This window comes from Stenotrophomonas sp. Steno-Z1 (genome assembly GCF_056393175.1).
Genome location: NZ_JBWJPB010000001.1, coordinates 621,777 through 647,263, shown reverse-complemented (window position 1 = coordinate 647,263; position 25,487 = coordinate 621,777). Strand labels below are relative to the sequence as shown.

Here is a 25,487-nt window from a genome sequence, read left to right as displayed (position 1 = left end):
CTCACTCCGCGCGCGGCTTCTTGGCCGCCGGCTCGTTGGATGGTTTCTTGTTCGCCTTGCCACCCTGCTTGGGTGCCGGGCCAGTCGGTTTGGTCGGAGCCAGGCCGAGGGCGGCCCAGTCCGGCATGATGCGTGCCTTGTCGATATTCTCGACATCGGCGGTGAACGGAGAGTTGTCGACCTTGAAGGTGACGTTGCCCTGTTCGATATCGACCGCGAGGATCTCGCCCTGCAGACGACGGCGACCATCCTGCGGCAGCTTCAGCGTGACCTTGGCGGATTCGCCGATGGCGCGCTCGAACTGTTCGGCGGTGAACAGCGGCCGATCGACGCCGGGGGAAGATACTTCCAGCGTGTAATTGGCGCTGATCGGGTCTTCGACGTCCAGCTGTGCGGACACTTCGCGGCTGACGCGTTCGCAGTCGTCGATATTGACGATACGCTCGGGCTGTTCGGCCAGCGGCACGTCGATGTAAAGGCGCAGCGTCGCACCCCCTGGGGCAGTCAGGTACTCCACGCCCAGCAGCTCGAGACCCAGCGACTGAACGGTGGGGGCGAGCAGATTCGCGATTTCGGTTGCCTTGTCGCTCACAGTCTGCCTTGTTCGTTGAAAGAGATACGGGTTGGCCAGTCGCGCTGGCCGGGCTCTACTGGACATGCCCCGGAAACAACAAAGGGCCCGCTGGGCCCCTTGTCCGGTACAACTCCGGTCATGCTGGATTCCGGTAGCGGGAACACACGCGGCGTGCGTTCCTGCGAGCCCAGTCTTCCGAGGGGGTCACGGCGGCCTGGGTACAGGTTGCCGTTCCTGGAAGCCGGTTGCGGGCCCATTCACATCCATTGACAGGATACGCATGGGCAGTCCGCTAAGCCGCTGATGATAGCCGTTGCACCGCGCTGGTGCAATGGTTGGGGTGGGTTGTTGCGAAAGCTGAACAGGCGGGGTGGGTGGCGGAAGCGGAGCGGGAGCCGCAGCCAGAGCCAGAGCCAGAGCCAGAGCCCGCACCGACGCGGAGCGGGAGCGCCTCTTTGGCTGGCCTGGTCGCGGGTGACGGGAGGGGCGGGAGGGCGGGACACGCCGTGAACCCATCCATGGGGGCTCGATTTGCGCCATCCATGGCGCAAAACGGTCCCGCCCTCCCACCCCTCCCGCCACCTGGACAGATCAACGGTCAGTCGTTGAGGTCAACAGCCGTGGGCGGTGGCTGACAGCACACCAGCCCCACCCCACCAACCATCCATCCAACCAATCAACCAACCATCCCCCAATCCCCCAATCCCCCTCAGCCAGCCACCCACCGCCAAGCAATGACTGCCCCAGGAACGTGATCAGATGCAGCCCGCATCCCAGGCCACCGACCATCCACGCAGGTGCTGGCATGGGTGGGACTGCGGGGCCGATTTTGCGCCATGGATGGCGCAAAACGAGCCTACATGGACGTACTTGCGGCGCGCCCCGCAGTCCCGCCCATGCCAGCACCCTCCCACATGCACGCGAACAGGCTTCTGCCTTCGCTCTGCGCTCTGCGCTCTGCGCTCTGCGCTCTGCGCAATGAAAAACCAAACCCCCACAACGAAAAAAGCGACCTCGTCGCCGAGATCGCCTTTTCGTCTACTGCATCTGCACTGCAGATTTTCTGTGGTAGCGGGGGCAGGATTTGAACCTGCGACCTTCGGGTTATGAGCCCGACGAGCTGCCAGACTGCTCCACCCCGCAGCAGAAGCGGAATTGTAAGGGAGTTTTCACCCCCGCGCAACCCCATGTTGAAACATGACCGAATTGATCCGTGTGAGCGGATCCGAAGCCAGAGGCAAGGCCAAAGCAAAAGCCAGCCGATCATGGATCGGCTCTACCCAGCCCTCGACCGCGTCGGCGTCGGCGTCGGCATCGGCATCGGCATCGGCACCGGCATCGGCATCGGCATCGGCATCGGCACCGGCATCGGCACCGGCATCGGCACCGGCATCGGCATCGGCATCGGCACCGGCACCGGCATCGGCATCGGCATCGGCATCGGCACCGGCATCGGCATCGGCGTCGGCGTCGGCGTCGGCGTCGGCGTCGGCATCGGCAGCGGCGTCGGCAGCGGCATCGGCATCGCCATCGCGATCGCCATCGCCATCGGCATCGGCATCGGCATCGGCGTCGCCATCGCCATCGGCGTCGGCAGCGGCATGGGCGTCGGCACCTGCACCTGCACCTGCACCTGCACCTGCACCTACACCTGCATCTGCATCTGCATCTGCACCTGCACCTGCACCTGCATCTGCATCTGCATCTGCATCTGCACCTGCACCTGCATCTGCATCTGCATCTACGCCTGCACTGGGCACACAACGAAAAAAGCGACCCCGTCGCCGGGATCGCTTGATTCGTCCACTGCCTCCGGCTTGCACCGGAGCTATATGGTAGCGGGGGCAGGATTTGAACCTGCGACCTTCGGGTTATGAGCCCGACGAGCTGCCAGACTGCTCCACCCCGCAGCAGAAGCGGATGAGTGCGGAAGACCCGAAGGACTTCCAAGCAACGATGTTCTGGCGAAACCGCTGCATCAACAACTCAGGAGATGAATATTACACGAGTTGCGCACGTTTGTATCGTTTTTTATGAAATATGTGCAAATGCCTGCTGGCACCACACCATGATCGGGTTCCACGACAGGCCCAGGGCCAGCAGCGCCAAGGCATTCACGCCCAGCACCACGCCCAGCACCCGATCGTTGTTGGCCGGCAGCGGCTCGCCCACCGGCTCGTCGAAGTACATCACCTTGATCACGCGCAGGTAGTAGAAGCAGCCCACCACCGCGCACAGCACGCCCAGGATCGCCAACCACAGCATGCCGCCGTTGATCACCGCGCCCAGCACTGCCAGCTTGGTCCAGAAGCCCAGGAACGGCGGAATACCGGCCATCGACGCCATGATGCACAGCACCAGGCCAGCCATCCACGGATTGCGAGCGTTCAAGCCCTTGAGGTCGTCGATGTTCTCCGCCTCAAAGCCGTTGCGCGACAGCGCGATGATCGCGCCGAAGCCGGCCGTGGACATGATCGCGTAGCTCAGCGCGTAGAACAGCGCCGCCGCATAGCCTTGCTCGCCGCCGCCGGCGATGCCCAGCAGCAGGAAGCCGATGTGCGACACCGTCGAGTAGGCCAGCATGCGCTTCAGGTTGGTCTGCGCGATCGCCATCAGGTTGCCGACCACAAGCGACAAGGCCGCCAGCCCGCCGATCAGATACTTCCACTCGTCCGACAGCGGGCCCACGCCCACTTCCAGCAGGCGGTAGGCCATGCCGAACGCGGCCAGCTTCGGCGCCGAGCTGATGAACAATGCGATCGGTGCCGGGGCACCCTGGTACACGTCCGGCAGCCACATGTGGAACGGCGCCGCGCCGAGCTTGAAGGCCACGCCGGCAATCATGAACACCGCGCCGGTCAGCAGCAGCACCTTCTCTTCCGAATGCGGGATCGCCGCATGGATCACGTCCAGGTGCAGCGAACCGGTGGCGCCGTAGATCAGCGACATGCCGTACAGCAGCAGGCCCGAGGCCAGCGAGCCCAGCACGATGTACTTCATCGCCGCTTCGGACGCCAGGCCGTTCTCACGGTTGCTGGCCACCAGCGCGTAGGAGCACAGCGCCAGCAGTTCCAGGCCCAGGTACACCATCAGCAGGCTGCCGGCCGAGACCAGGATCATCATGCCGGCGGTGCCGAACAGGATAAGCACCGGGATCTCGCCCTGGTACAGCTTGCGCTCGCGCAGGTAGCTCCAGCCATAGACCAGGGTCAGGCCGCTGCACAGCACGATCACGGTCTTCATCACATCCGCCGCGGTATCGCGGACGAACATGCCGTGGAACACATCGCCCTGCCCGCCCACTCCCGTGGCGAGCATGAACAGCACCCCGGCCAGTGCGGCGACCGAGAGCAGATGGGTCCAGATCTTGTTCTTCTCACTGATGAACAGATCGAGGATCAACAGGGCGAACGCGCTGCCGATCAGCACCAGCTCGGGTGCGAGCGGCGGCAGGTCGGCGGCGGTCAGTGGCAACAGCGGCGAGGTGGTCATCATCAAATCCTGGAATCAATACTCTCGACGGCCCGATTACAGCAGCTTGCTGGATGCGATCTGCATCGCCAGCTTCGCGATCGAGGGCTCCATCAGGTCGGTCAGCGGCTTGGGGTACAGGCCCAGGGCAAGGGTGCCCACAGCAAATACACCCAGCACCAGCCATTCGCGACCGTTGATGTCCTTCAGCTCGGCGACATGGGCATTGGCCACCTCACCGAAGAACACGCGCTTGTACAGCCACAACGTATAGGCCGCCGTGATCACCAGGGTGCTCGCCGCGCCCAGCGCGAGCGCCGGATGACGCTGGAAGCTGGCCATGATGATCATGAACTCACCGACGAAACCGCTGGTGCCCGGCAGGCCGGCATTGGCCATGAAGAACAGCATGGCGAAGGTGGCGAACCACGGCATCACATTGACCACGCCGCCGTAATCGGCGATGCGGCGGCTGTGCATGCGGTCGTACAGCACGCCCACGCAGGAGAACATGGCACCGGAGACGAAACCGTGCGAGACCATCTGCACCATCGCGCCCTGCAGGCCCAGGCGGGCCGCGTCCGGGCTGCCGGCGTCACGCACCAGCCACATGGCGATGAAGGTGCCCAGGGTCACGAAGCCCATGTGCGCGATCGACGAATAGGCGATCAGCTTCTTCATGTCGTCCTGGACCAGCGCGACCAGGCCGACGTAGATCACTGCGATCAGCGACAGCGTGATCACCAGCCAGGCCCATTCCTGCGATGCGTCCGGGACGATCGGCAGGTTGAAGCGCAGGAAACCGTAACCACCGATCTTCAGCGCGATCGCGGCCAGGATCACCGAACCGGCCGTCGGTGCTTCCACGTGCGCGTCGGGCAGCCAGGTGTGGACCGGGAACATCGGCACCTTGACCGCAAACGCGATCAGGAACGCGAAGAAGATCCAGGTCTGTTCCTTGCCCGACAGCTGCAGCTGGTACAGGTCTGCCAGCTGGAAGCTGCCGCCCTTCAGGTACAGGTAGATCAGGGCCACCAGCATCAGCACCGAGCCGAGGAAGGTGTACAGGAAGAACTTCAGCGCGGCGTAGATGCGGCGCGGGCCGCCCCAGACACCGATGATCAGGAACATCGGGATCAGCATCGCTTCGAAGAACACGTAGAACAGCATCGCGTCCGTCGCGGCGAAGATGCCGACCGTGACGCCTTCCAGGATCAGGAAGGCGGCCACGTACTGGTTGACGCGCTTGTCGATCGCGCTCCAGGCACCGATCAGGGCCAGCACCGAGACCAGCGTGGTCAGCAGGATCAGCGCGATCGCGATGCCATCCACGCCCAGGTTGTAGCCGATGTCGTAGGCGGGGATCCAGGCGCGGGTCTCGACGAACTGCAGCGCGTCGTTCCCCCCGTCGTAGCCGCTGAGCAGCGACAGGCTGGCCACGAAGGTCAGCACCGCTACGCCCAGTGACGCCCAGCGGGCGGTTTGGGCGTCACGGATGGCAAGGATCAAGGCACCGCCGAGGATCGGCAGCCAGATGAGAACACTGAGTAGAGGCCAGTTCGACACGTCTTCTTATTCCGTACAGGTCATCAACGCAGGTAATGCATCAGGACGCCCAGGAGGGCAATCAGGCCGATGATCATCGCGAAGGCGTAGTGATAGAGGAAACCGGATTGGGTGCGACGCAGCAGGTTGGCCGCCAGATCGATCAGGCGAGCCGAACCGTTGACCACCACACCATCGACCACGTTCGTGTCGATCGCGCGCGAAACCTTGCCCAGCTTGATGCCGCCACCGGCGAAACCGCCGATCCAGAGCTTGTCGAAGCCGTACTTGTTCTCCAGCACCGACACCAGCGGCGCGAAGGCCTTGCGGGCCTTGCCTGCCAGTTCCGGCTTCCACAGGTAGAACAGCACGGCCAGCAGGAAGCCTGCCACGGTGAGGAAGAAGGCCGGGGCCATCATCCCGTGCAGCGCGAACGCGACCGGGCCGTGGAACTCTTCGGCCAGCGCACCAATGGTGTTGCGCGCCGGGTCGTAGAAATCGACGATGCCGGTGAAGAACGAGTGCACCTGGCCCGGGATCGCATGCTCGGCATGGTGCCCCGCCCAGTCCGTGCCGTACAGCATCGGACCGATGCTGAAGAAACCGATCACGATCGAGGGGATCGCCAGCAGGATCAGCGGCAGGGTGACCACCCACGGAGTCTCGTGCGGCTCATGCGGACCGTGGCCATGGCCGTGGTCGTCATGGTGCGCGTCACCGTGGTGGGCGTCGGCGGCATGCGCGTCGGCATGGTGGTCGTCATGGCCGTGGCCATGGTCGTCATGCGCATCGCGGAAGCGTTCCTTGCCATGGAAGGTCAGGAACAGCAGGCGGAAGCTGTAGAAGCTGGTCACGATCACGCCGCCCAGCACCGCCCAGTAGCCATACGTAGCGACCCAGCTGTCGGACACGTGCGCGTGGTGCTGCGCCGCCTCGATGATGGTGTCCTTGGAATAGAAGCCGGAGAAGAACGGCGTCCCCACCAGGGCCAGCGTACCGATCCACATGGTGATGAAGGTGATCGGCATGTACTTGCGCAGGCCGCCCATCTTGCGCATGTCCTGCTCGTGGTGCATCGCGATGATGACCGAGCCGGCACCCAGGAACAGCAGCGCCTTGAAGAAGGCGTGGGTCATCAGGTGGAACACGGCGGCGGAGTACGCCGACACACCCAGCGCCACGGTCATGTAGCCCAGCTGGGACAGCGTGGAGTACGCGACGACGCGCTTGATGTCGTTCTGCACGATGCCGATCAGGCCGGTGAAGAACGCGGTGGTGGCACCGATGAACAGCACGAAGTTCAGCGCGGTCTGCGACAGCTCGAACAGCGGCGACATGCGGGTGACCATGAAGATGCCCGCGGTGACCATGGTCGCGGCGTGGATCAGTGCCGAGATCGGGGTCGGGCCTTCCATCGAGTCCGGCAGCCAGACGTGCAGCGGCACCTGGGCCGACTTGCCCATCGCGCCGATGAACAGGCAGATGCAGATGATGGTGGCCACCGACCAGATGACCGGTGCATCGGTCATCTGGATCGAGCTGCCGAACAGGCTGATCGCGCCGGACCAGACCTGCAGGTGCGAGTTCTGGCCGTTGACCAGCATGTCCGACGCGTTGGCGAACACGGTGGCGTAGTCCAGCGAGCCGAACACCCACAGCACGCCGGCGATACCCAGGATGAAGCCGAAGTCGCCGACGCGGTTGACCAGGAACGCCTTCATGTTGGCGAAGATCGCGGTCGGGCGCTTGAACCAGAAACCGATCAGCAGGTACGACACCAGGCCCACCGCTTCCCAGCCGAAGAACAGCTGCAGGAAGTTGTTGCTCATCACCAGGGTGAGCATGGAGAAGGTGAACAGCGAGATGTAGCTGAAGAACCGCTGGTAGCCCGGGTCATCCTGCATGTAGCCGATGGTGTACACGTGCACCAGGAACGACACGAAGGTGACCACCACCATCATCATCGCGGTGAGCTTGTCGACCATGAAACCGACGTGCGCCGAGTACTGGCCCACCTCGAAAAACGTGTAGACGTTCGCGTTGTACGGCTGTGCCCCGCCCCACAGCAGCATGTACAGCACGTAGCTGGACATGATGCAGCTGGCGGCGACGCCCAGGATGGTGACCGTCTGTGCGCCGATGCGACCGACCTGCCGACCGAACAGGCCGGCGATGATGCTGCCGATCAGCGGTGCGAGCACCACTGCGATCAACAGACTCTTGGAGAGAGTGATTTCCATCTACGGATCAGCCCTTCAGCGAATCGACTTCGCCGACATTGATGGTGCGGCGGTTACGGAACAGGGTTACCAGGATCGCGAGGCCGATGGCGGCCTCGGCCGCGGCCACGGTCAGGATGAAGAAGACGAACAGCTGTCCGGCCGTATCACCCAGTTCACGCGAGAACCCGACGAAATTGATGTTGACCGACAGCAGCATCAACTCGACCGACATCAGCAGCACGATGATGTTCTTGCGGTTGAGGAAGATGCCGGCGAGGCTGATGCAGAACAGCAGCGCGCCGAGCGCCAGGATATGGCCGAGGGTGATCATGGCGTTGCCTCCTCGTCGCTGGACGGCCGGGTGTTGGTGTGGATCACCGGCTTTTCGGCGTCCATCTTGACCACGCGCAGGCGATCGCTGCCCTTGACCATGGTCTGCTCGGTCGGGTTCTGCGTCTTCAGGCCGGTACGGCGGCGCAGGGTCAGCATCACCGCGGCGACGACGGCCACGGTCAGGATGACGGCGGCGAACTCGAACGGCAGCAGGTACTCGGTGAACAGGCTGCGCGCCAGCCAGGTGATGTTGGAGCTGTCAGCGGCGAGCGCGGCGGCGTTGTCGGCCGGGAACGGATTGACCGCCCTGCCCTTCACCCCGATCAGCACCAGCATCTGCACCAGCATGGTGATGGCGACCAGCAGGCCGATCGGCAGGTAGCGGACCCAGCCCTCGCGCAGGTTGCTGGCGTCGATGTCCAGCATCATCACCACGAACAGGAACAGCACCATGACCGCGCCGACGTACACCAGCACCAGCGCCACGCCGAGGAACTCGGCGCCGACCAGGATCCAGATGCAGGCCACGGAGAAGAAGGTCAGGATCAGGCACAACACGGCATAGACCGGATTGCGCACGCTGATCACCGCCGCGGCGGAGATGCCCGCCACGATGGAGAAGACCCAGAAACTGATATTTACCCAATCCATCATTCGACCTCAGCGGAAAGCGGCATCGGCGGCGCGACGCTCGGCGATTTCGGCTTCAAGCCGATCACCGATGGCCAGCAGCTGCGGCTTGGTAACGATGTTCTCGCCACGATTCTCGAAGTGGTACTCGAGGATGTGGGTCTCGACGATCGAGTCCACCGGGCAGCTTTCTTCGCAGAAGCCGCAGAAGATGCACTTGAACAGATCGATGTCGTAACGGGTGGTACGACGGCTGCCGTCCTCGCGCTTGGCCGAATCGATGGTGATGGCCAGTGCCGGGCACACCGCTTCGCACAGCTTGCAGGCGATGCAGCGCTCTTCCCCGTTGGGGTAGCGGCGCAGCGCATGCAGGCCACGGAAACGCGGCGACTGCGGGAACTTTTCCATCGGGTACATCAGCGTGTACTTGGGCTTGAAGGCGTACTTCAGGGTCAGCCACAGACCGCCGAGCAGCTCAAGCAGCAGCAGGCTTTTGAAGTAATGGGTAATTCTGTTCATCACTTAGACGCCCTTCTGGATCACGCCGTAGAACACCATCAACGCCGTCACTGCAATCCACGCGATGGTGAGCGGGATGAAGACCTTCCAGCCCAGACGCATGATCTGGTCGTAACGGAAGCGCGGGAAGCTGGCACGGAACCAGATGTAGGCGCTGGCGAAGAAGAACACCTTCAGCAGCAGCCACGGCCAACCGCCCTTCCAGATCCAGTCGATCCACGGGGAGATGTCCGCGGTGACCCAGCCCTGGATCGGGCTCAGCCAGCCGCCGAGGAAGAAGATCGAGATCAGGAAGCTGATCAGGATCATGTTGGCGTATTCGGCCAGGAAGAACAGCGCGAACGCACCACCGGAGTACTCGACCATGTGGCCGGCGACGATTTCCGATTCGCCTTCCACCACGTCGAACGGCGCGCGGTTGGTTTCGGCTACGCCGGACACCCAGTACACGATGAACAGCGGGAACAGCGGCAGCAGGAACCAGTCGAAGAAACCGGAACTGCCGGCCTGCGCCATCACGATGCTGCTCAGGTTCAAGCTGCCCGAGGCGATCATCACGCCGACCAGGGCGAAGCCCATGGCGATTTCGTAGCTGATCATCTGCGCCGACGCGCGCATCGCACCCAGGAACGCGTACTTCGAGTTGGAGGCCCAACCGGCCAGGATGATGCCGTACACGCCCAGCGAGGTCATCGCCAGCAGGTACAGCAGGCCGGCGTTGGCGTTGGACAGCACGATTTTGGCGTCGAAGGGAATCACCGACCAGGCCGCGAAGGCCGGGGCCAGCGTGATCAACGGCGCAAGGATGAACATCGCCTTGTGCGAGCTGGCCGGCTGGATGATTTCCTTGAACAGCAGCTTGAAGACGTCGGCGAAGGCCTGGAAGATGCCCATGCCCACGTACATCGGGCCGTGGCGGACGTGCATCCAGCCGATCAGCTTGCGCTCCCAGACCACGAAGAAGGCCACCGAGATGATCACCGGCATGGCGATCACCAGGATCTTCAGGATGATCCAGAGCAGCGCGCCGATCTCGCCCAGCGACAGCAGCCACTGGTGCAGCGGGTCGACCGCGTTCAACAGCATTTCGTTCATGCAGCCACCACCGTTACGCGTGCGGCACCCAGCGGCGCGGTTGCACCGTGGCCCGATTCAATCCAGACCGCACCCGCGGCGACGCGGGCGTCGACCACCACCGGCAGCGTGGCGCGGCCGGCATCGGTACCGACCTTGGCCATCTGCCCTTCCGCCAACTGCAGGCGGGCGGCATCGACGGCATTGAGCACGATGCGCGGGGCGTTGTTGAGCGGATGCGACTGCAGCGCCTGGGCGCGACGGACCACCGCATCGGTGCGGTAGATCGCAGCCGTCGAGGCCACTTCCAGGCCCTCGCCCGCCACCGGCGTTGCCGCCGAGGCCGCAACGCTGACGCTGACCGGGGCCAGGCTGGCACGCAGGCCGGCCAGGTCGGTGAACTCGAAACCGGCCAGGGCCAGCTCGCCGCCCAGTGCACGCAGCACGCGCCAGCCTTCACGCGCCTCGCCCGGCAGCTTGCCGCCGGCGCGGGCCGACTGCTCGCGACCATCGAGGTTGGTCAGGGTGGCATCCACTTCCGGCAGCGCGCCGATCGGCAGGATCACGTCGGCCACGTCGCGGGTGGAGGCGCAGGCGAACTGGCTGAAGGCCACCACCTGGGCACCGGCCAGTGCCTTGCGGGCAGCGGCGGCGTCGGCGAAGTCCAGGCCCGGCTCGATGCCGTAGATGGCGTAGGCCTTGCGCGGCTGGGCCAGCATGGCGTTGACGTCCTTGCCGGCCGGCAGCACGCCGGCACGGGACAGGCCGATCGCGTTGGCGCCCTGCGGGATGCGGCACAGCTTGGCGCCGGTGGCGGCGGCGAAATCACGCGCGGCGGCGCGGATCGCGGCGGCCTGCGGGTGGTTTTCGGCGATCGCACCGACGATCAGCACGGCGTTGTTGGCGCCCTTGACCGCATCGCGCAGGTCGACGTTGCCGAGCGCGTCGATGAAGGCCGACGGGGCGACGATCTGCTTGCTGGCCAGCTTGAACGCGAAATCGAAGTCCACCGGGTTGACCGCGTGGATCTTCGCGTTGCGCGTGGTCTGCGCCTTGCGCAGGCGGGCGTGCAGCAGCGGCAGCTCATGGCGGATGTTGCTGCCCAGCACCACGATGCTGTCGGCGCCTTCGATCTCGGCCAGCGGCAGGCCAAAGGCCTCGGCGGTGGCAGCGTCGGAGAAGTCGCGGTTGTTGATGCGGTGGTCGATGTTGCTCGAGCCCAGGCCGGTGGCCAGGCGGGCCAGCAGCGCGCCCTCCTCGTTGGAGGTGGACGGATGCACCAGCACGCCGAGCTGGTCGCCCTGGTTGGCCTTGAGGATCTCGGTGGCCGCAGCCAGGCCTTCGGCCCAGCTCACTTCCTTCCACTCGCCGTTGACCTTGCGCAGCGGCTTGACCGCACGGTCTTCGCTGTACAGGCCCTGGTGCGAGTAGCGGTCGCGATCGGACAGCCAGCATTCGTTGACCGACTCGTTGTCGCGCGGCACCGCGCGCAGCACTTCGCCGCGACGCACGTGCAGGAACAGGTTCGAGCCCATCGCGTCGTGGTAGCCCAGCGATTCGCGCGCGGTCAGTTCCCACGGACGGGCGCGGAACTGGAAGACCTTGTTGGTCAGCGCGCCGACCGGGCACACGTCGACGACGTTGCCGGACAGTTCGGTGGTCAGCGGCTTGCCGTCGTAGGTGCCGATCTGCAGGTTTTCACCGCGGTACATGCCACCCAGCTCGTAGGTACCGGCAACGTCGGCGGTGAAGCGGACGCAGCGGGTGCACTGGATGCAGCGGGTCATCTCGGTGGCGACCAGCGGACCGATGTCCTCGTCGGGCACCACGCGCTTGCGCTCGTTGAAGCGGCTGACCGAACGGCCATAGCCCAGCGAAACGTCCTGCAGTTCGCACTCGCCGCCCTGGTCGCAGATCGGGCAATCCAGCGGGTGGTTGATCAGCAGGAATTCCATCACCGAGCGCTGGAACTTGAGCGCCTTTTCACTGCGGGTGGCGACCTTCATGCCATCCATCACCGGCGTGGCGCAGGCCGGCGCCGGCTTGGGCGACTTTTCCACGTCGACCAGGCACATGCGGCAGTTGGCCGCGATCGGCAGCTTCTCGTGGTAGCAGAAGCGCGGGATCGGGATGCCGGCCTTGTCGGCGGCCTGGATGATCATCGAGCCCTTGGGCACGACCAGCGACTGGCCGTCGATCTCGACGGTCACGTGGTCCGGTGGCACGCTCGGATTTACGGGTTGCGCGCTCATGCAGCGGCTGCCTCCACCTTCTTGCCGTCAACCATCGAATGACCGTTGACGATGTAATACTCGAATTCGTCCCAGAACTGGCGCAGGAAGCCCTGGATGGGCCATGCCGCCGCTTCACCGAACGCGCAGATGGTGTGGCCTTCGATCTGGCCGGCCACTGCCTTCAACTGGTGCAGGTCTTCCATCGTGGCCTTGCCGGCGACGATGCGCTCGAGCACGCGGTGCATCCAGCCGGTGCCTTCGCGGCACGGGGTGCACTGGCCACAGGATTCCTTGTGGAAGAACTGGCTGATGCGGCAGGCGAACTTGACGCAGCAGACGCTGTCGTCCAGCACCACGATCGCACCCGACCCCAACCCGGTGCCGAGGGCACGCAGGGTGTCGTAGTCCATCTGCAGGCCCTTGAGCTCGTCGGCCTTCAGCACCGGCATCGAGACGCCGCCCGGGACCGCGCCCTTGAGGGTGCGGCCCGGCTTCAGGCCACCGGCCATTTCCAGCAGGTCGTCGAAGGTGGTGCCGAGCGGCACTTCGAAGTTGCCGCCCTTCTGCACGCAACCGGAGACCGAGAAGATCTTCGGACCGCCGTTCTTGGTCAGGCTCAGGCCCTGGAACCACTCCGGACCGTTGCGGATGATCGCCGGCACCGAGGCATAGGTCTCGGTGTTGTTGATCGTCGACGGCTTGCCGTACAGGCCGAAGTTGGCCGGGAACGGCGGCTTGTAGCGCGGCTGGCCCTTCTTGCCTTCCAGCGACTCCATCAGCGCGGTTTCTTCGCCGCAGATGTAGGCGCCGGCGCCGAGCGCACCGTAGATGTCGATGTCCACGCCGCTGCCGAGGATGTCCTTGCCCAGCCAGCCGTTCGCGTACGCGTCGGCCAGGGCCTGCTCGAAGTTCTCGAAGGGCTCGTGGTGGAACTCACCGCGCAGGTAGTTGTAGCCCACGGTCGAGCCGGTGGCGTAGCAGGCGATCGCCATGCCTTCCACGACCGAATGCGGGTTGTAGCGCAGGATGTCGCGGTCCTTGCAGGTGCCCGGCTCGGATTCATCCGAGTTGCAGAGGATGTACTTCTGCATCGTGCCCTTGGGCATGAAGGACCACTTCAGGCCGGTCGGGAAGCCGGCGCCGCCACGGCCGCGCAGGTTGGACTGCTTGACCATCTCGATGACCTGCTCCGGCGAGATCTTCTCTTCGAGGATCTTGCGCAGCGCGGCGTAACCGCCGGTCTTGAGGTAGCTCTCATACGACCACGGGGTGTCGTAATGCAGGGTGGTGTAGACCACCTGGTGCGGCAACGGTGCGGGACCGACCGGACCACTGGGTGCGTGATGATGTGCCATGTCTTACTCCAACCCGTCCAGCAGCTCGTCGACTTTCTCGACGGTCAGGCGCTCGTGGTAATGGCCATTGATGACCATCATCGGCGCACCGGCGCAACCGGCCAGGCATTCTTCTTCACGCTTGAGGTAGATGCGGCCGTCGGCGGTGGACTGGCCGGTCTTGCAGCCGAGCTTCTTCTCGGCGTGGGCGACCAGGTCCTCGGCACCGTTCAACCAGCAGCTGATGTTGGTGCAGAAGGCGACGTTGTGGCGGCCGACCTTCTCCAGCTCGAACATCGAGTAGAAGCTGGCCACTTCGTAGGCCCATACCGGCGGCAAGTCCAGGTACTTGGCGACGCCGGCGATCAACTCGTCGGTCAGCCAGCCTGCGTTCTGTTCCTGTGCGGCGTGCAGGCCCTGCAGGACAGCCGAGCGCTTGCGATCCGGCGGGAACTTGGCCAGCCAATGATCGATGTGCGCACGGGTCTTGTCGTTCAAGACCACCATCGGGTCGACGTCGCGCGCCGCCTCGAAATTACCTGTCGCCTTCATCGGCCGACCTCAGCGAATACGAAATCGTTAAAAACCAGAACCTGCAGCGCCGGCAGCAGCCGGCGGGTGTCAGGCATCGTGCATGCGGGCCGGATCACCGGTCGACCTCGCCGAACACCAGATCGTAGGTGCCGATCATGGCCACCACGTCGGCGAGCATGTGCCCGCGCACGATCGAGTCGATCGAGGACAGATGGGCAAAGCCCGGCGCGCGCAGGTGCACGCGGAACGGCTTGTTGGCGCCATCGGACATCAGGTAGCAGCCGAACTCGCCCTTGGGCGCTTCGACGGCAGCGTAGGTTTCGCCGACCGGGACGCAGTAGCCTTCACTGAACAGCTTGAAGTGATGGATCAGCGCTTCCATGTCGTCCTTCATGTCCTCGCGGCTGGGCGGAGCGACCTTGAAGTTCTTGACCATGACCGGGCCGGGGTTGGCCTTGAGCCAGGTGACGCACTGCTTGATGATGCGGTTGGATTCGCGCATCTCGGCCACGCGGACCAGGTAACGGTCGTAGCAGTCGCCTTCCTTGCCGAGCGGAATGTCGAAATCGACCGCGTCGTACTTGGCGTACGGCTGCTTTTTGCGCAGGTCCCAGGCAACGCCCGAGCCGCGCAGCATCACACCGGTCATGCCCCAGGCATGGGCCAGTTCCGGGGTGACCACGCCGATGCCGACGGTACGCTGCTTCCAGATGCGGTTGTCGGTGAGCAGGGTTTCGTACTCGTCGACACGCTTGGGGAACTCGACGGTGAAGTTCTCCAGGAAGTCCAGCAGCGAACCTTCGCGCGAGGCGTTGAGGTTCTTCAGGGCATTGCCCTTGTGCCAGCGCGATTCCTTGTACTTGGGCATGCGGTCCGGCAGGTCGCGGTAGACGCCGCCCGGACGGTAGTACGCCGCGTGCATGCGTGCGCCGGAGACCGCTTCATAGCAGTCCATCAGCTCTTCGCGCTCGCGGAAGGCATACAGCATGACCGCCATCGCACCCAGATCGAGCGCGTTGGACCCGAGCCACATCAGGTGGTTCAGGATGCGGGTGATTTCGTCGAACATGGTGCGGATGTACTGCGCACGCTCCGGCGCCTCGATCCCCATCAGGGTTTCGATCGCGCGCACGTAGGCGTGCTCGTTGCACATCATCGACACGTAATCCAGGCGATCCATGTAACCGATCGACTGGTTGAACGGCTTGGATTCGGCCAGCTTCTCGGTACCCCGGTGCAGCAGGCCCACGTGGGGGTCGGCACGCACGATGGTTTCGCCGTCCATTTCCAGGATCAGGCGCAGCACACCGTGCGCGGCCGGATGCTGCGGGCCGAAGTTCATGGTGTAGTTGCGGATTTCCTGGCGCAGTTCGGCCGGGTTGCTCGCAAAGGCCTGGTGGGCCTGGGGTTCACGCTTGCTCAGATCAGCACTCACTTTACTGCCTCCGACTGCGCGCTTTCGCCGGCAGCGGTCTGGAAACGGGCATCGTCACGGATCACGCGCGGCACGCCGACACGCGGCTCCACCGAGGTGACCGGCTCGTAGATCACGCGCTTCTTCTCTTCGTCGTAGCGCACTTCGACGTTGCCGATCAGCGGGAAATCCTTGCGGAACGGGTGGCCGACGAAGCCGTAGTCGGTGAGGATCCGGCGCAGGTCCGGATGGCCTTCGAAGATCACGCCATACAGGTCGAACGCCTCGCGCTCGAACCAGTTCAGGCCCGGCCAGACGTCGGTCAGCGAGGCGACCACCGGCAGTTCCTCGTTCGGCGCGAAGCAGCGGATGCGCATGGTGAGGTTGTGCTGGTAGGAACGCAGCTGGGCGACCACGGCGAAACGCTGCAGCGGGATCGGCTGCGGCTGGGCGCCGTCGCTGGTTTCACGGGTGGGGAACTCGCCCCACGCGAAACGGCCGACGGACTTGCCCTCGACGCCACGGCTGAAGCCCTGGGACGACACATCGGCCGTGTCCCATTCGTCGCTGCCGTACCCGAGGTAGTCCAGGCCACAGAGGTCCACGGCCTGCTCGAAACCGAATTCGTCGCGCAGCGCCACAGCGGTGGCATGCCAGTCAGCGGCGGGCACTTCCAGCGTCACTTCGCCGCGGGGTTCGACCACGAAGACCTGCGCACCAGCAAAACGTGCGGAGAGTCGGTCGATGAAGGAAGATGCTTGCTCTGCCATGGGGGCTTGGCGTGCTCTAGTCAGGAGGGAGGTCAGCGGGCGATGGTCTGCGTACGCCAGATCTTCTTCTGCAACTGCAGGATCCCGTACACCAGCGCTTCGGCGGTTGGCGGGCAGCCCGGGACGTAAACGTCCACCGGCACCACGCGGTCACAGCCACGAACCACTGCATAGGAGTAGTGGTAGTAGCCGCCACCGTTGGCGCAGCTGCCCATGGAGATGACCCACTTCGGGTCCGGCATCTGGTCGTAGACCTTGCGCAGCGCCGGGGCCATCTTGTTGACCAGGGTGCCGGCCACGATCATCACGTCGGACTGACGCGGCGACGGGCGGAACACCACGCCGTAGCGGTCAAGGTCCAGGCGCGCGGCACCGGCATGCATCATTTCGACGGCGCAGCAGGCCAGACCGAAGGTCATCGGCCACATCGACCCGGTACGCGCCCAGTTCAGCAGGGCGTCGACGCTGGTGGTCAGGTAACCCTTTTCCAGCAGCGGGTTGTCGCCCTCGGGGCGCAGGATGTCGTCGACCCGCCCTTCCGGGACCGGGTTGTTCATCAGGCCGTCGAGCGTCTGAATCACTCCCATTCCAGCGCTCCCTTCTTCCAGACGTAAATGAAACCGAGGAAAAGCATGCCTACGAAGAGGCCCATCGTGACCAGCGAACGTGCGCCCAGTTCCATGAAGACCTGGGTCCACGGCACGATGAAGATGATTTCCAAGTCAAATACGATGAACTGGATCGCGATCAGGTAGTAGCGCACATCGAACTTCATGCGCGCGTCCTCGAAAGCCTCGAAGCCGCATTCGTACGGCGAGAGCTTTTTCAGATCAGGACGTCGTGGACCGAGGAATCGGCCGACCAGCATCAGCGATACGCCGATACCGGTGGCAACGATCAGAAACAGCAGAGACGGCAAATATTCGGCCAGCACAGCGATTCTCTCTTGCCTCTGCCGCTGCGCCTGCAGGCGCTTTGGCATGGGGGAGTGGACGGATACCGCTACCTGGCGCTTTGCGCGCCAGACGAACCCGCTTACAAACAAAATGGTGCCCAAGAGGGGACTCGAACCCCTACGACTCTCGTCGCTACCACCTCAAGGTAGTGCGTCTACCAATTCCGCCACCTGGGCTTACGTTCGCAGCAAGGGGGTTCCTATCGGATTCCCTCAGTGCGCCGCATATTGTAACCGTCTTCAGCGAGTCTGGGTGCCTTCCGAAGGCTTTTCTTCACCAGATTTCGGAGTTTCCGCCTGAGCCGGCACAGTTGCCTGCGGAACCGGCTGCTGGACAGCGGTTTCCGGGGCCTTGGGCACGGCCGGCAGCTCACCTGCCGGGGCGGCCGGCGCGGATGCGGCCGGAGCCGACATCAGGCCGAGGTCCTGGCCGCTGGCCGGACGCGAACCATGGCTGGCGTACCAGGCCATGAAGAGGCTGATGCCGAAGAACACCACGGCTAGCCACTTGGTCGACTTGGACAGGAAGTTGGACGCGCCACGCGCGCCGAACACGGTCCCCGAGGCGCCGGCGCCGAAACCCGACCCTGCGGCCGCACCGGAACCACGCTGCATCAGGATGAGCGCGATCATGGCGACCGCCACCAGCACGTAGACCACATTGAGGATCAACATCAGCATTTCGAATCCGTCCTCGGACATGTCGTGCCGGCGGTCAGCCGGCAACATTACGAATTAGCGCCCGGCCGCCGCATAGACGATGGCCAGGAAGTCCGCGGCTACCAACGAGGCGCCGCCCACCAGCCCACCATCGACATCGGGCTGCGCGAACAGTTCCCCTGCGTTGTCGGGCTTCACGCTGCCGCCGTACAGGATCGGCAACGAATCAGCGATTCTAGCATCGAGCTTGGCCACTTCGCCACGGATGAACGCATGGACCTGCTGGGCCTGCTCCTTGGAGGCGGTGCGGCCGGTGCCGATCGCCCAGACCGGCTCATAGGCGACAACCGCATGCTGGAAGCCGGCCGGGCCGACCAGATCGAGGACCGGAGCGAGCTGGCCGGCGATGACCTGCTCGGTCTGGCCCGCCTCGCGCTGCTCGAGGGTCTCCCCCACGCACAGGACCGGCACCAGCCCGGCATGCAGGGCGGCGGCGAACTTGCGGGCGACCAGCTCACTGCTTTCAGCGTGGTACTGGCGACGTTCGGAGTGCCCGACCAGGCCATAGCGGGCGCCGACTTCGGCCAGCATCGCGGCGGAGACCTCGCCGGTGTAGGCGCCCTTTTCATTGGAGCTGACGTCCTGCGAGCCGAAAGCGATGGCGCGGCCCTCGAAGGCCTCGACCAGCTCGCCCAGGTAGGGCAGCGGGGGCAGGATCACCACGTCGACGCCGTCACACGGGAGGCTGGCAACCAGGTCGCTGACCAGGTCCGTGGCGAATTGGCGGCTGCCGTGCAGCTTCCAGTTACCGGCGACGATCTTGCGGCGCATGGCGGTGCTCCATTGGTATCAGCCGCCCATGATAACGGATGAAACGAAATGGCGTTGGTGGGAAAACGCTTACATTTCAATTGGATATTTATTTTTCGCTGCGGGCTCGAGTCAAAAGCAACGGCAACGGCAGCAGGGGACGTCCCCGGGCTGGGCGAGGATGGGTGGGTTGGCGGGACACGCCGTGAACCCCGCTCCGCGGCCCGGCCCAGCCGCTGGCGGCTGTGCGTTCGAACGCATGCGAGGCAGTGCCTCGCAAGCAATGCGCTCTCACCCATGGGGCTCGTTATGCGCCATCCATGGCGCATAACGGCCCCGCCAACCCATCCACGCCCGCCCTCTGACGATGTGTCGGCCTGCATGGGACGGCGACGAAGCGGCGGGGCGGCGTTGAATCTGCCCTGCCCTCCGCCGAGGCAATCTGTCGGGGGCGAGCACTGCCATGCCCTGCCGGGACCGTCAGGCGCCAAGGATGACGCCCGTCGAGCCCCCAGGGGACGGGTTTACGGCGCGTCCCGGCTGGGCATGGCAGTGCTCGCCCTGCACGGGGCAGCGAATAGCCGAATGCAGCCAGGGCAGCAGTGCCTGGAGCCAGCCAGAAGCCGGCACGGCGCGGAATGAAGAAGGCCGCCTTGCGGCGGCCCTCTCTTTTGTCCCGACGGATCGCTTACTTCAGCTTGATCTCGCGCAGGCGCTCTTCCAGGAAACCGTGGGCCGTGATCGGCTCCGGGTAGCGGCTCGGGTTTTCCGGGGTGATGCAGGTCGGCAGCACGTCGATCAGATAATCCGGGTTCGGGTGCAGGAAGAACGGCACCGAATAGCGCGGCTGGCGCGCCTGCTCACCCGGGGGGTTGACCACGCGGTGGATGGTCGACGGGTACACATGGTTGGTCAGGCGCTGCAGCATGTCGCCGATGTTGACCACGATCGTGTCCGCGTCCGACGTGAACGGCACCCACTTGCCATCGTGCGCCTGCACTTCCAGCCCGGCCGCGCTCGCCCCCACCAGCAGCGTGATGAAGTTGATGTCCCCATGCGCGCCGGCGCGCACGTTCGGGATGTTCTCCGCGGTGATCGGCGGGTAGTGGATCGGGCGCAGGATCGAATTGCCGTTGTTGGTCTTGTCGGCGAAGAAGTCTTCCGGCAGGCCGATGTGAAGGGCCAATGCCGACAGCACCCGCGAGCCCAACTGGTCCAGCGCCTGGTACAGGCCGTAGCCGCGCTCGCGGAAGCCCGGGACCTCGCTCGGCCACAGGTTCGGCGCCATCACGTCCCGGTATTTGGAGTCATCCGGGATCTCGCGACCGATGTGCCAGAACTCCTTCAGGTCGAAGTGCTGCGAGCCCTTGGCCGTCTCCACCCCGAATGCCGTGTAGCCGCGCGCACCGCCACTGCCCGGCACGTGATACTTGCGCTTGGTCTCCTCCGGCAGCGCGAAGAAGGCCTTGAAGACCTCGTAGGCGGCGTCGATGTCGGCCTGCGGGATGCCGTGGTTGCGGATGCCCGCGAATCCCCATTCGCGGTAGGCCGCGCCCAGTTCGGCGACGAACGCGTCGCGGTCACTATCGAAACGGGTGATATCGAGGGTCGGGATCTGGCTCACAGCGGTTCCTGGCTAGTTCGGATGGGTCGCGGGCCACCACTGTGGCCCGGCTGAACATTGTGCCAGATCCGACCACCGGCACTGCCGATACAAAGATACAAACCGATACAATGCGCCGCCCGCCTCGATTGGACGGGTCGCCGACGCAGCCGCCGCCACGTCCCCTGCCCTCCTGCGCCACCCGAGCCGCTCCATGGATGCTTTCCACCCCAGCGTTCCCGCCCCTTCCCTGTCCCCGAACCACGCGCTCACGGCGCATGGCACGGTGACCGCCGCGCCCGTACCCCGGCGCGCCACCCCGGCCTTGGACAGGTCAGCGGTGAATGCCCCGGCGGCGTTCGCGCCGCTGAAGATCCTGCACACCGAGGCCGCCAAGGGATTCGGCGGCCAGGAGATCTATATCTATCGCCACATGCTGGCCATGCGCGACCGCGGTCACGACGTGTCCCTGCTGTGCCAGCCCGGGGCGCGCCTGGGCGAGACCGCACGCGAAGCCGGCTTCACCGTGCATTACCTGAAAATGGGCGGGTTGCTGCGGCTGGTGCGGGGCATCTGGTCGGTCAAACAGCTGGTGGCCCGCCATGGATTCGACGTGGTCAACACCACCAGCCGCCGCGACAGCCTGATCGCCGCCGCGGGTGCACGCCTGGGGGGCGCGCGCCTGGTCGTGCGCTCGCGCCACTTGATGAGCCCCATCAATTCGCTGCTCACCTACACCGGCCTGCCGCACCGGGTGATGACCGTCAGCAGCTACGTCAAGCAGTTGCTGGTGTCGCGCGGGGTGGACGATGGCCGCATCGGCATCGTGCCGCCGATCGCGGTGCCGCCGCAGTGGTCGCAGATCGACGCCGAGGATCCGTGGCAATGCGTGCAGGACACCCGCGCGGAGGTGCGCCGCGAGCTCGGTTTTGATGCGGCGCAGATCGTGGTCGGCTGCGTGGCGGTGTTGCGCGAGCCCAAGGGCCATATCGACCTGCTGCACGCGATCGCCCCGCTCTGCCGCCAGCACCCCAACCTGCAACTGGTGATCGTGGGCGATGGCCAGCCGATGATGGACAGGCTGGTGGCGTTGCGCCGCGAGCTCGGCCTGGAAGCGCAGGTGCACCTGCTCGGCTTCCGCCTGGGCGCGTGCCGGTTGATGGCCGCGTTCGATATCTTCGCGCTGGCCACGCACAAGGAAGCGGCCGGCACGGTGTTCCTGGAAGCGGCCCACGTGGGCGTGCCGATCGTGGCCACGCGCGTGGGCGGGGTACCGGAGATGGTGCTCGAAGGCAGCAATGCTATGCTCGCCCCGCTCGGCGATCGGGGCGCGCTCAGCCACGCACTGCAGACCCTGGTCGAGAACCCCGAGCAGCGCCAGCGCATGGGCCGTGCCGGCTGGGAATGGATGCGCACCGCCCAACGCTTCACCCCGTCGGGGCATACCGAAGCGACCGAACACTACTACCACCAGTGGTTGAAGGAACTGGGCCATGGCCAACGCTAGATCCGTGCCGGTATTGATGCACCACCACGTCAGCCCCTCGCCGGGCATGATCACGGTGTCGCCGGAGAATTTCGAGAGCCAGATCGCGTGGCTGGCCCGCAACGGCTGGACCTCGCTGACCCTGGCGCAGTACGCCGACTTCCTGGCCGGCAAGCCGGTACCGCGCAGGTCGATCGTGATCACCTTCGATGACGGCTACCTGGACAACTGGGTGTACGCGCATCCGATCCTGCAGAAATACGGCATGCATGCGGTGGTGTTCGTGGTGACCGGCTGGATGGGCGAAGGCCCCGCGCGGCCGCATGCCGGCCAGGCCGGTGCCACCCTGCCGGAAACGCCGGACCACCGCGGCTGCGAGGCGGCGATCCTGCGCGAGGGCCGCGCCGATGATGTGATGATGCGCTGGAGCGAAGCGCGCGAGATGATCGCCGCCGGCACGTTCGAAGTGCATTGCCACACGCACACGCATACGCGCTGGATGAAGCAGGACATCAGCCGCGAGCAGAAGCGCGAGGGCATTACCCGCGATCTGTCGATGGCGCGCCTGGTACTGCAGCAGCAGTTGGGCGAGGTCTCGGAAACGCTGTGCTGGCCCTACGGCGATTTCGACGAGGATTACCTGCCGGTCGCGCGCGCGCAGGGCTTCCGCTACCTGCATACGACGCATCCGTTCGGGCGCAACGTGGTGGGCGGCGATCCGGAACACATCTATCGTTTCGCCATCCGCAACCGTCCGGCCAGCTGGCTGCGCAAGCGCATCGCCTGGAGCTACCACCCGCTGATCGGGCCGCTGTTCAATCGCTTCAAGGCCAGGCAGAAGAAGATGGTGCCGGGGCCGTAGGCCGGCAACGCCGGCGTCTCCATGCGCGCCAGCCCGCAACGGAAAACGCCCCGGAAACCCGGGGCGTTTTCGTTGGTCGGTACACCGACCGTCATGCCGGGCGCGCGTCAGGCGGCAGCGGCTGCCTTGACCGCGCTGGACAGATTGTCCAGCGTGGACTGCATCAGCTCGGCCGTGTCGGCTTCAACGGTGACACGCACCACCGGCTCGGTCCCGGACGGGCGCAGGAACGCGCGGCCGCGGCCCTGCACGGCCTGCTGGGCGGCAACCAGCGCCGCCTGCACCGTCTCCGCCTGCACCGTGGCCTTGGCCGACACATCGCCGAGGCGCACGTTGACCGTCTTCTGCGGCACCTTGTGCAGGCCTTGCAGCGACTGGCGCAGGCTGTGGCCCTCACGGCGCAGCACTTCCAGCACCTGCAGCGCGCTCACGATGGCATCGCCCGTGGTGGCGCGGTCCAGGCACAGCAGGTGGCCGGAGGCTTCGCCACCGAGCACGCCGCCACCTTCGACCAGCGCCTGGTGCACGTAGCGGTCGCCGACGTTGCTGCGCACGAACGGCAGGCCGATGCGCTCAAGCGCCTGTTCCAGGCCGAAGTTGGTCATCAGCGTGCCCACCACCGGGCCGCGCAGGCGGCCATTGCGCTGCCAGGACGAGGCCAGCACGTACAGCAGGTCGTCGCCGTCGACCGGATTGCCCTGGTCGTCGGCCATCAGCACGCGGTCGCCGTCGCCGTCGAAGGCGATGCCCAGGTCTGCCCCCACCTCGCGCACCTTCGCGGCGAGGTTGTCGATGTGCATCGAGCCGACGCCATCGTTGATGTTGACGCCGTTGGGTTCGGCGCCGATGGTGACCACCTCCGCCCCCAGCTCGCGGAACAGCAGCGGTGCGATGTGGTAGGTGGCCCCGTGCGCGCAGTCCAGCACGATCTTCAGCCCACGCAGGTCGAAGGCGCGCGGCACGCTGGCCTTGCAGAACTCGATGTAGCGGCCGACGGCATCGCGCGCGCGCATCGCCTTGCCGAGCCGGTCGGACTCGGCGGTGGTGAACGCCCCGTCCAGCGCCGCTTCCAGCGCCAGCTCGGTGGCATCGTCGAGCTTCTCGCCATCGGCGGAGAAGAACTTGATGCCGTTGTCGTAGTGCGGGTTGTGCGAGGCGCTGATGACGATGCCGGCGTCGGCACCGAGGGTGCGGGTGAGGAACGCCACGGCCGGGGTCGGCATCGGGCCGAGCAGCTGCACGTCCACGCCGCCGGCAACCAGGCCGGCCTCCAGCGCGGCTTCGAACATGTAACCGGAAATGCGCGTGTCCTTGCCGATCACCACCACCGGGCGGTGCCCGGGGCGGTGGCCGTTGCGTTCGGTCAGCACGCGGCCGAGCGCATTGCCCAGGCGCAGCACGAAGTCAGCCGAGATCACGCCCTGCCCGACCCGACCGCGGATGCCGTCGGTGCCGAAGTACTTGCGGCCCCCCATCAGGCCGCCTCGTCCGCGACCGGTGCCGGCTGGCGGCCCAGGAGGGCCAGCAGGTCGGCCAGGCGCTCGCGCATTTCGCGGCGGTCGCAGATCTGGTCGATGGCACCGTGCTCAAGCAGGAACTCGGAGCGTTGGAAGCCTTCCGGCAGCTTCTCGCGCACGGTCTGTTCGATCACGCGCGGGCCGGCGAAGCCGATCAGCGCCTGCGGTTCGGCGATGTTGATGTCGCCCAGCATCGCGAACGATGCCGACACGCCCCCGGTGGTCGGGTGGGTCAACACCGAGATGTAGGGCAGGCCCGCTTCGCGCAGCTTGCCGAGCGCGGCCGAGGTCTTGGCCATCTGCATCAGCGAGAACAGGCCTTCCTGCATGCGTGCGCCGCCACTGGCGGAGAAGCACACGTAGGGAGCGCCGATGTCGAGGGCCTTCTCAGCGGCCAGCGAGAAACGCTCGCCGACCACGGAGCCCATCGAACCGCCCATGAAGGCGAAGTCGAAGGCCGAGGCCACCAGCGGGCGCCCCTTGAGCAGGCCCTGCATGGCGATCAGTGCGTCGTACTCGCCGGTGTTCTTCTGCGAGGCCTTGATGCGCTCGCTGTATTTCTTCTGGTCCTTGAACTTGAGCAGGTCCGTCGGTCCCAGGCGCGCGGCGATCTCGGTGGTGCTGTCCGCATCGAACAGCGACGCCAGGCGGGCGCGGGCGCGGATGGCCATGTGGTGGCCACACTTGGGACAGACTTCCAGGTTCTCTTCCAGCTCAGGACCGTACAGCGCGCTGCCGCAGTTGCTGCACTTTTCCCACAGGCCCTCGGGGACGCTGCGCTTCTTGCTGGGGACGTTGTCGGTGCGGATGCCAGACGGCATCAACTTGCTGAGCCAACTCATGCGGGATGCTACTTCCGTTCAGGGCGGCCCGAGGGCCGCAAAGGCGGACAGTCTAGCTCACCGTTTCCATGCTCGGGCACCCCCCGGCGGTTGCCGGG

At 65.3% G+C, this 25,487-nt stretch carries 23 protein-coding genes and 3 tRNA genes; 2 read left to right on the top strand and 24 right to left on the bottom strand.

Translation table 11 applies throughout. The features are described from left to right. Nucleotide 1: 1 nt before the first annotated feature. From rimP to AC06FD_RS02590, 22 genes are all read right to left on the bottom strand, one after another. Nucleotides 2-592 carry a ribosome maturation factor RimP gene (gene rimP, locus AC06FD_RS02695; RefSeq protein WP_259205485.1) on the bottom strand — a complete coding sequence of 197 codons (591 nt, stop codon included), beginning with the start codon at nt 590-592 and terminating at the stop codon, nt 2-4. Nucleotides 593-1,640: 1,048 nt separating this feature from the next. Further along, nucleotides 1,641-1,717 (bottom strand) — tRNA-Met (locus AC06FD_RS02690). Between the two features lie 133 nt (nt 1,718-1,850). Then, entirely contained in the window at nt 1,851-2,219 is a 369-nt protein-coding gene (locus AC06FD_RS02685) for a hypothetical protein (protein ID WP_478076919.1), read from the bottom strand. Between the two features lie 188 nt (nt 2,220-2,407). Then, nucleotides 2,408-2,484: transfer RNA gene (locus AC06FD_RS02680), tRNA-Met, on the bottom strand. 121 nt (nt 2,485-2,605) lie between these two features. After that, nucleotides 2,606-4,066: an NADH-quinone oxidoreductase subunit NuoN gene (gene nuoN / locus AC06FD_RS02675; protein WP_259205511.1), complete on the bottom strand. Its 1,461-nt coding sequence runs from the start codon at nt 4,064-4,066 to the stop codon at nt 2,606-2,608. 36 nt (nt 4,067-4,102) lie between these two features. Next, nucleotides 4,103-5,611: an NADH-quinone oxidoreductase subunit M gene (locus AC06FD_RS02670; RefSeq protein WP_478076918.1), complete on the bottom strand. Its 1,509-nt coding sequence runs from the start codon at nt 5,609-5,611 to the stop codon at nt 4,103-4,105. 23 nt (nt 5,612-5,634) lie between these two features. Continuing rightward, a complete protein-coding gene (nuoL, locus tag AC06FD_RS02665) occupies nt 5,635-7,830 on the bottom strand; it encodes an NADH-quinone oxidoreductase subunit L (protein ID WP_478076917.1) in 2,196 nt (731 codons plus the stop codon). A gap of 7 nt (nt 7,831-7,837) precedes the next feature. Beyond that, on the bottom strand, nt 7,838-8,143 hold the full coding sequence (gene nuoK / locus AC06FD_RS02660; protein WP_017355932.1) for an NADH-quinone oxidoreductase subunit NuoK: 306 nt from the start codon (nt 8,141-8,143) through the stop codon (nt 7,838-7,840). Next, nucleotides 8,140-8,799 (bottom strand): NADH-quinone oxidoreductase subunit J, encoded by a 660-nt coding sequence (locus AC06FD_RS02655; protein WP_259205557.1) that lies wholly within the window; start codon nt 8,797-8,799, stop codon nt 8,140-8,142. Before AC06FD_RS02655 ends, nuoK begins: the two co-directional genes overlap by 4 nt. 6 nt (nt 8,800-8,805) lie before the next feature. Continuing rightward, nucleotides 8,806-9,294 carry an NADH-quinone oxidoreductase subunit NuoI gene (gene nuoI, locus AC06FD_RS02650; RefSeq protein ID WP_038687244.1) on the bottom strand — a complete coding sequence of 163 codons (489 nt, stop codon included), beginning with the start codon at nt 9,292-9,294 and terminating at the stop codon, nt 8,806-8,808. Between the two features lie 3 nt (nt 9,295-9,297). Then, a complete protein-coding gene (nuoH, locus tag AC06FD_RS02645; protein ID WP_394160785.1) occupies nt 9,298-10,389 on the bottom strand; it encodes an NADH-quinone oxidoreductase subunit NuoH in 1,092 nt (363 codons plus the stop codon). Continuing rightward, nucleotides 10,386-12,620, bottom strand: coding sequence for an NADH-quinone oxidoreductase subunit NuoG (nuoG, locus tag AC06FD_RS02640; RefSeq protein WP_478076916.1), 2,235 nt, complete (start codon nt 12,618-12,620; stop codon nt 10,386-10,388). The genes nuoH and nuoG overlap by 4 nt, the downstream gene beginning before the upstream one ends. Next, a complete protein-coding gene (gene nuoF / locus AC06FD_RS02635; protein WP_259205581.1) occupies nt 12,617-13,957 on the bottom strand; it encodes an NADH-quinone oxidoreductase subunit NuoF in 1,341 nt (446 codons plus the stop codon). The genes nuoG and nuoF overlap by 4 nt, the downstream gene beginning before the upstream one ends. 3 nt (nt 13,958-13,960) lie before the next feature. Continuing rightward, nucleotides 13,961-14,488 carry an NADH-quinone oxidoreductase subunit NuoE gene (gene nuoE / locus AC06FD_RS02630; RefSeq protein WP_121038421.1) on the bottom strand — a complete coding sequence of 176 codons (528 nt, stop codon included), beginning with the start codon at nt 14,486-14,488 and terminating at the stop codon, nt 13,961-13,963. Between the two features lie 94 nt (nt 14,489-14,582). Beyond that, the gene (locus AC06FD_RS02625; RefSeq protein WP_259206509.1) at nt 14,583-15,812 is read right to left on the bottom strand and encodes an NADH-quinone oxidoreductase subunit D; all 1,230 of its coding nucleotides are present in this window, start codon (nt 15,810-15,812) and stop codon (nt 14,583-14,585) included. Between the two features lie 89 nt (nt 15,813-15,901). Next, on the bottom strand, nt 15,902-16,654 hold the full coding sequence (locus AC06FD_RS02620; RefSeq protein WP_478076915.1) for an NADH-quinone oxidoreductase subunit C: 753 nt from the start codon (nt 16,652-16,654) through the stop codon (nt 15,902-15,904). Between the two features lie 32 nt (nt 16,655-16,686). Further along, complete coding sequence (locus tag AC06FD_RS02615) at nt 16,687-17,241, bottom strand: NuoB/complex I 20 kDa subunit family protein (RefSeq protein WP_259205588.1); 555 nt, start codon at nt 17,239-17,241, stop codon at nt 16,687-16,689. Further along, nucleotides 17,232-17,588, bottom strand: coding sequence for an NADH-quinone oxidoreductase subunit A (locus tag AC06FD_RS02610; protein ID WP_038691968.1), 357 nt, complete (start codon nt 17,586-17,588; stop codon nt 17,232-17,234). Before AC06FD_RS02610 ends, AC06FD_RS02615 begins: the two co-directional genes overlap by 10 nt. A gap of 113 nt (nt 17,589-17,701) precedes the next feature. Continuing rightward, nucleotides 17,702-17,786: transfer RNA gene (locus tag AC06FD_RS02605), tRNA-Leu, on the bottom strand. A gap of 63 nt (nt 17,787-17,849) precedes the next feature. Beyond that, nucleotides 17,850-18,290 (bottom strand): preprotein translocase subunit SecG, encoded by a 441-nt coding sequence (secG, locus tag AC06FD_RS02600; protein ID WP_394160791.1) that lies wholly within the window; start codon nt 18,288-18,290, stop codon nt 17,850-17,852. A 54-nt stretch (nt 18,291-18,344) separates the two neighbouring features. Continuing rightward, nucleotides 18,345-19,100, bottom strand: a complete 756-nt coding sequence (gene tpiA / locus AC06FD_RS02595; RefSeq protein WP_478076914.1) for a triose-phosphate isomerase — start codon at nt 19,098-19,100, stop codon at nt 18,345-18,347. A 667-nt stretch (nt 19,101-19,767) separates the two neighbouring features. Further along, nucleotides 19,768-20,703 carry an isopenicillin N synthase family dioxygenase gene (locus AC06FD_RS02590; RefSeq protein WP_259205595.1) on the bottom strand — a complete coding sequence of 312 codons (936 nt, stop codon included), beginning with the start codon at nt 20,701-20,703 and terminating at the stop codon, nt 19,768-19,770. 193 nt (nt 20,704-20,896) lie between these two features. Here AC06FD_RS02590 and AC06FD_RS02585 point away from each other — a divergent pair, with 193 nt between their 5' ends. Together AC06FD_RS02585 and AC06FD_RS02580 are read left to right on the top strand one after the other, a co-directional pair. Beyond that, the gene (locus AC06FD_RS02585) at nt 20,897-22,189 is read left to right on the top strand and encodes a glycosyltransferase family 4 protein (protein ID WP_478076913.1); all 1,293 of its coding nucleotides are present in this window, start codon (nt 20,897-20,899) and stop codon (nt 22,187-22,189) included. Next, nucleotides 22,176-23,030 (top strand): polysaccharide deacetylase family protein, encoded by an 855-nt coding sequence (locus AC06FD_RS02580; RefSeq protein WP_478076912.1) that lies wholly within the window; start codon nt 22,176-22,178, stop codon nt 23,028-23,030. Before AC06FD_RS02585 ends, AC06FD_RS02580 begins: the two co-directional genes overlap by 14 nt. Nucleotides 23,031-23,137: 107 nt before the next feature. On the opposite strand, the gene glmM is transcribed toward AC06FD_RS02580, so the two are convergent. Together glmM and accD are read right to left on the bottom strand one after the other, a co-directional pair. Continuing rightward, nucleotides 23,138-24,505, bottom strand: coding sequence for a phosphoglucosamine mutase (gene glmM, locus AC06FD_RS02575; RefSeq protein ID WP_259205603.1), 1,368 nt, complete (start codon nt 24,503-24,505; stop codon nt 23,138-23,140). Then, nucleotides 24,505-25,389, bottom strand: coding sequence for an acetyl-CoA carboxylase, carboxyltransferase subunit beta (gene accD / locus AC06FD_RS02570; RefSeq protein ID WP_259205613.1), 885 nt, complete (start codon nt 25,387-25,389; stop codon nt 24,505-24,507). The genes glmM and accD overlap by 1 nt, the downstream gene beginning before the upstream one ends. Between the last annotated feature and the right edge of the window lie 98 nt (nt 25,390-25,487).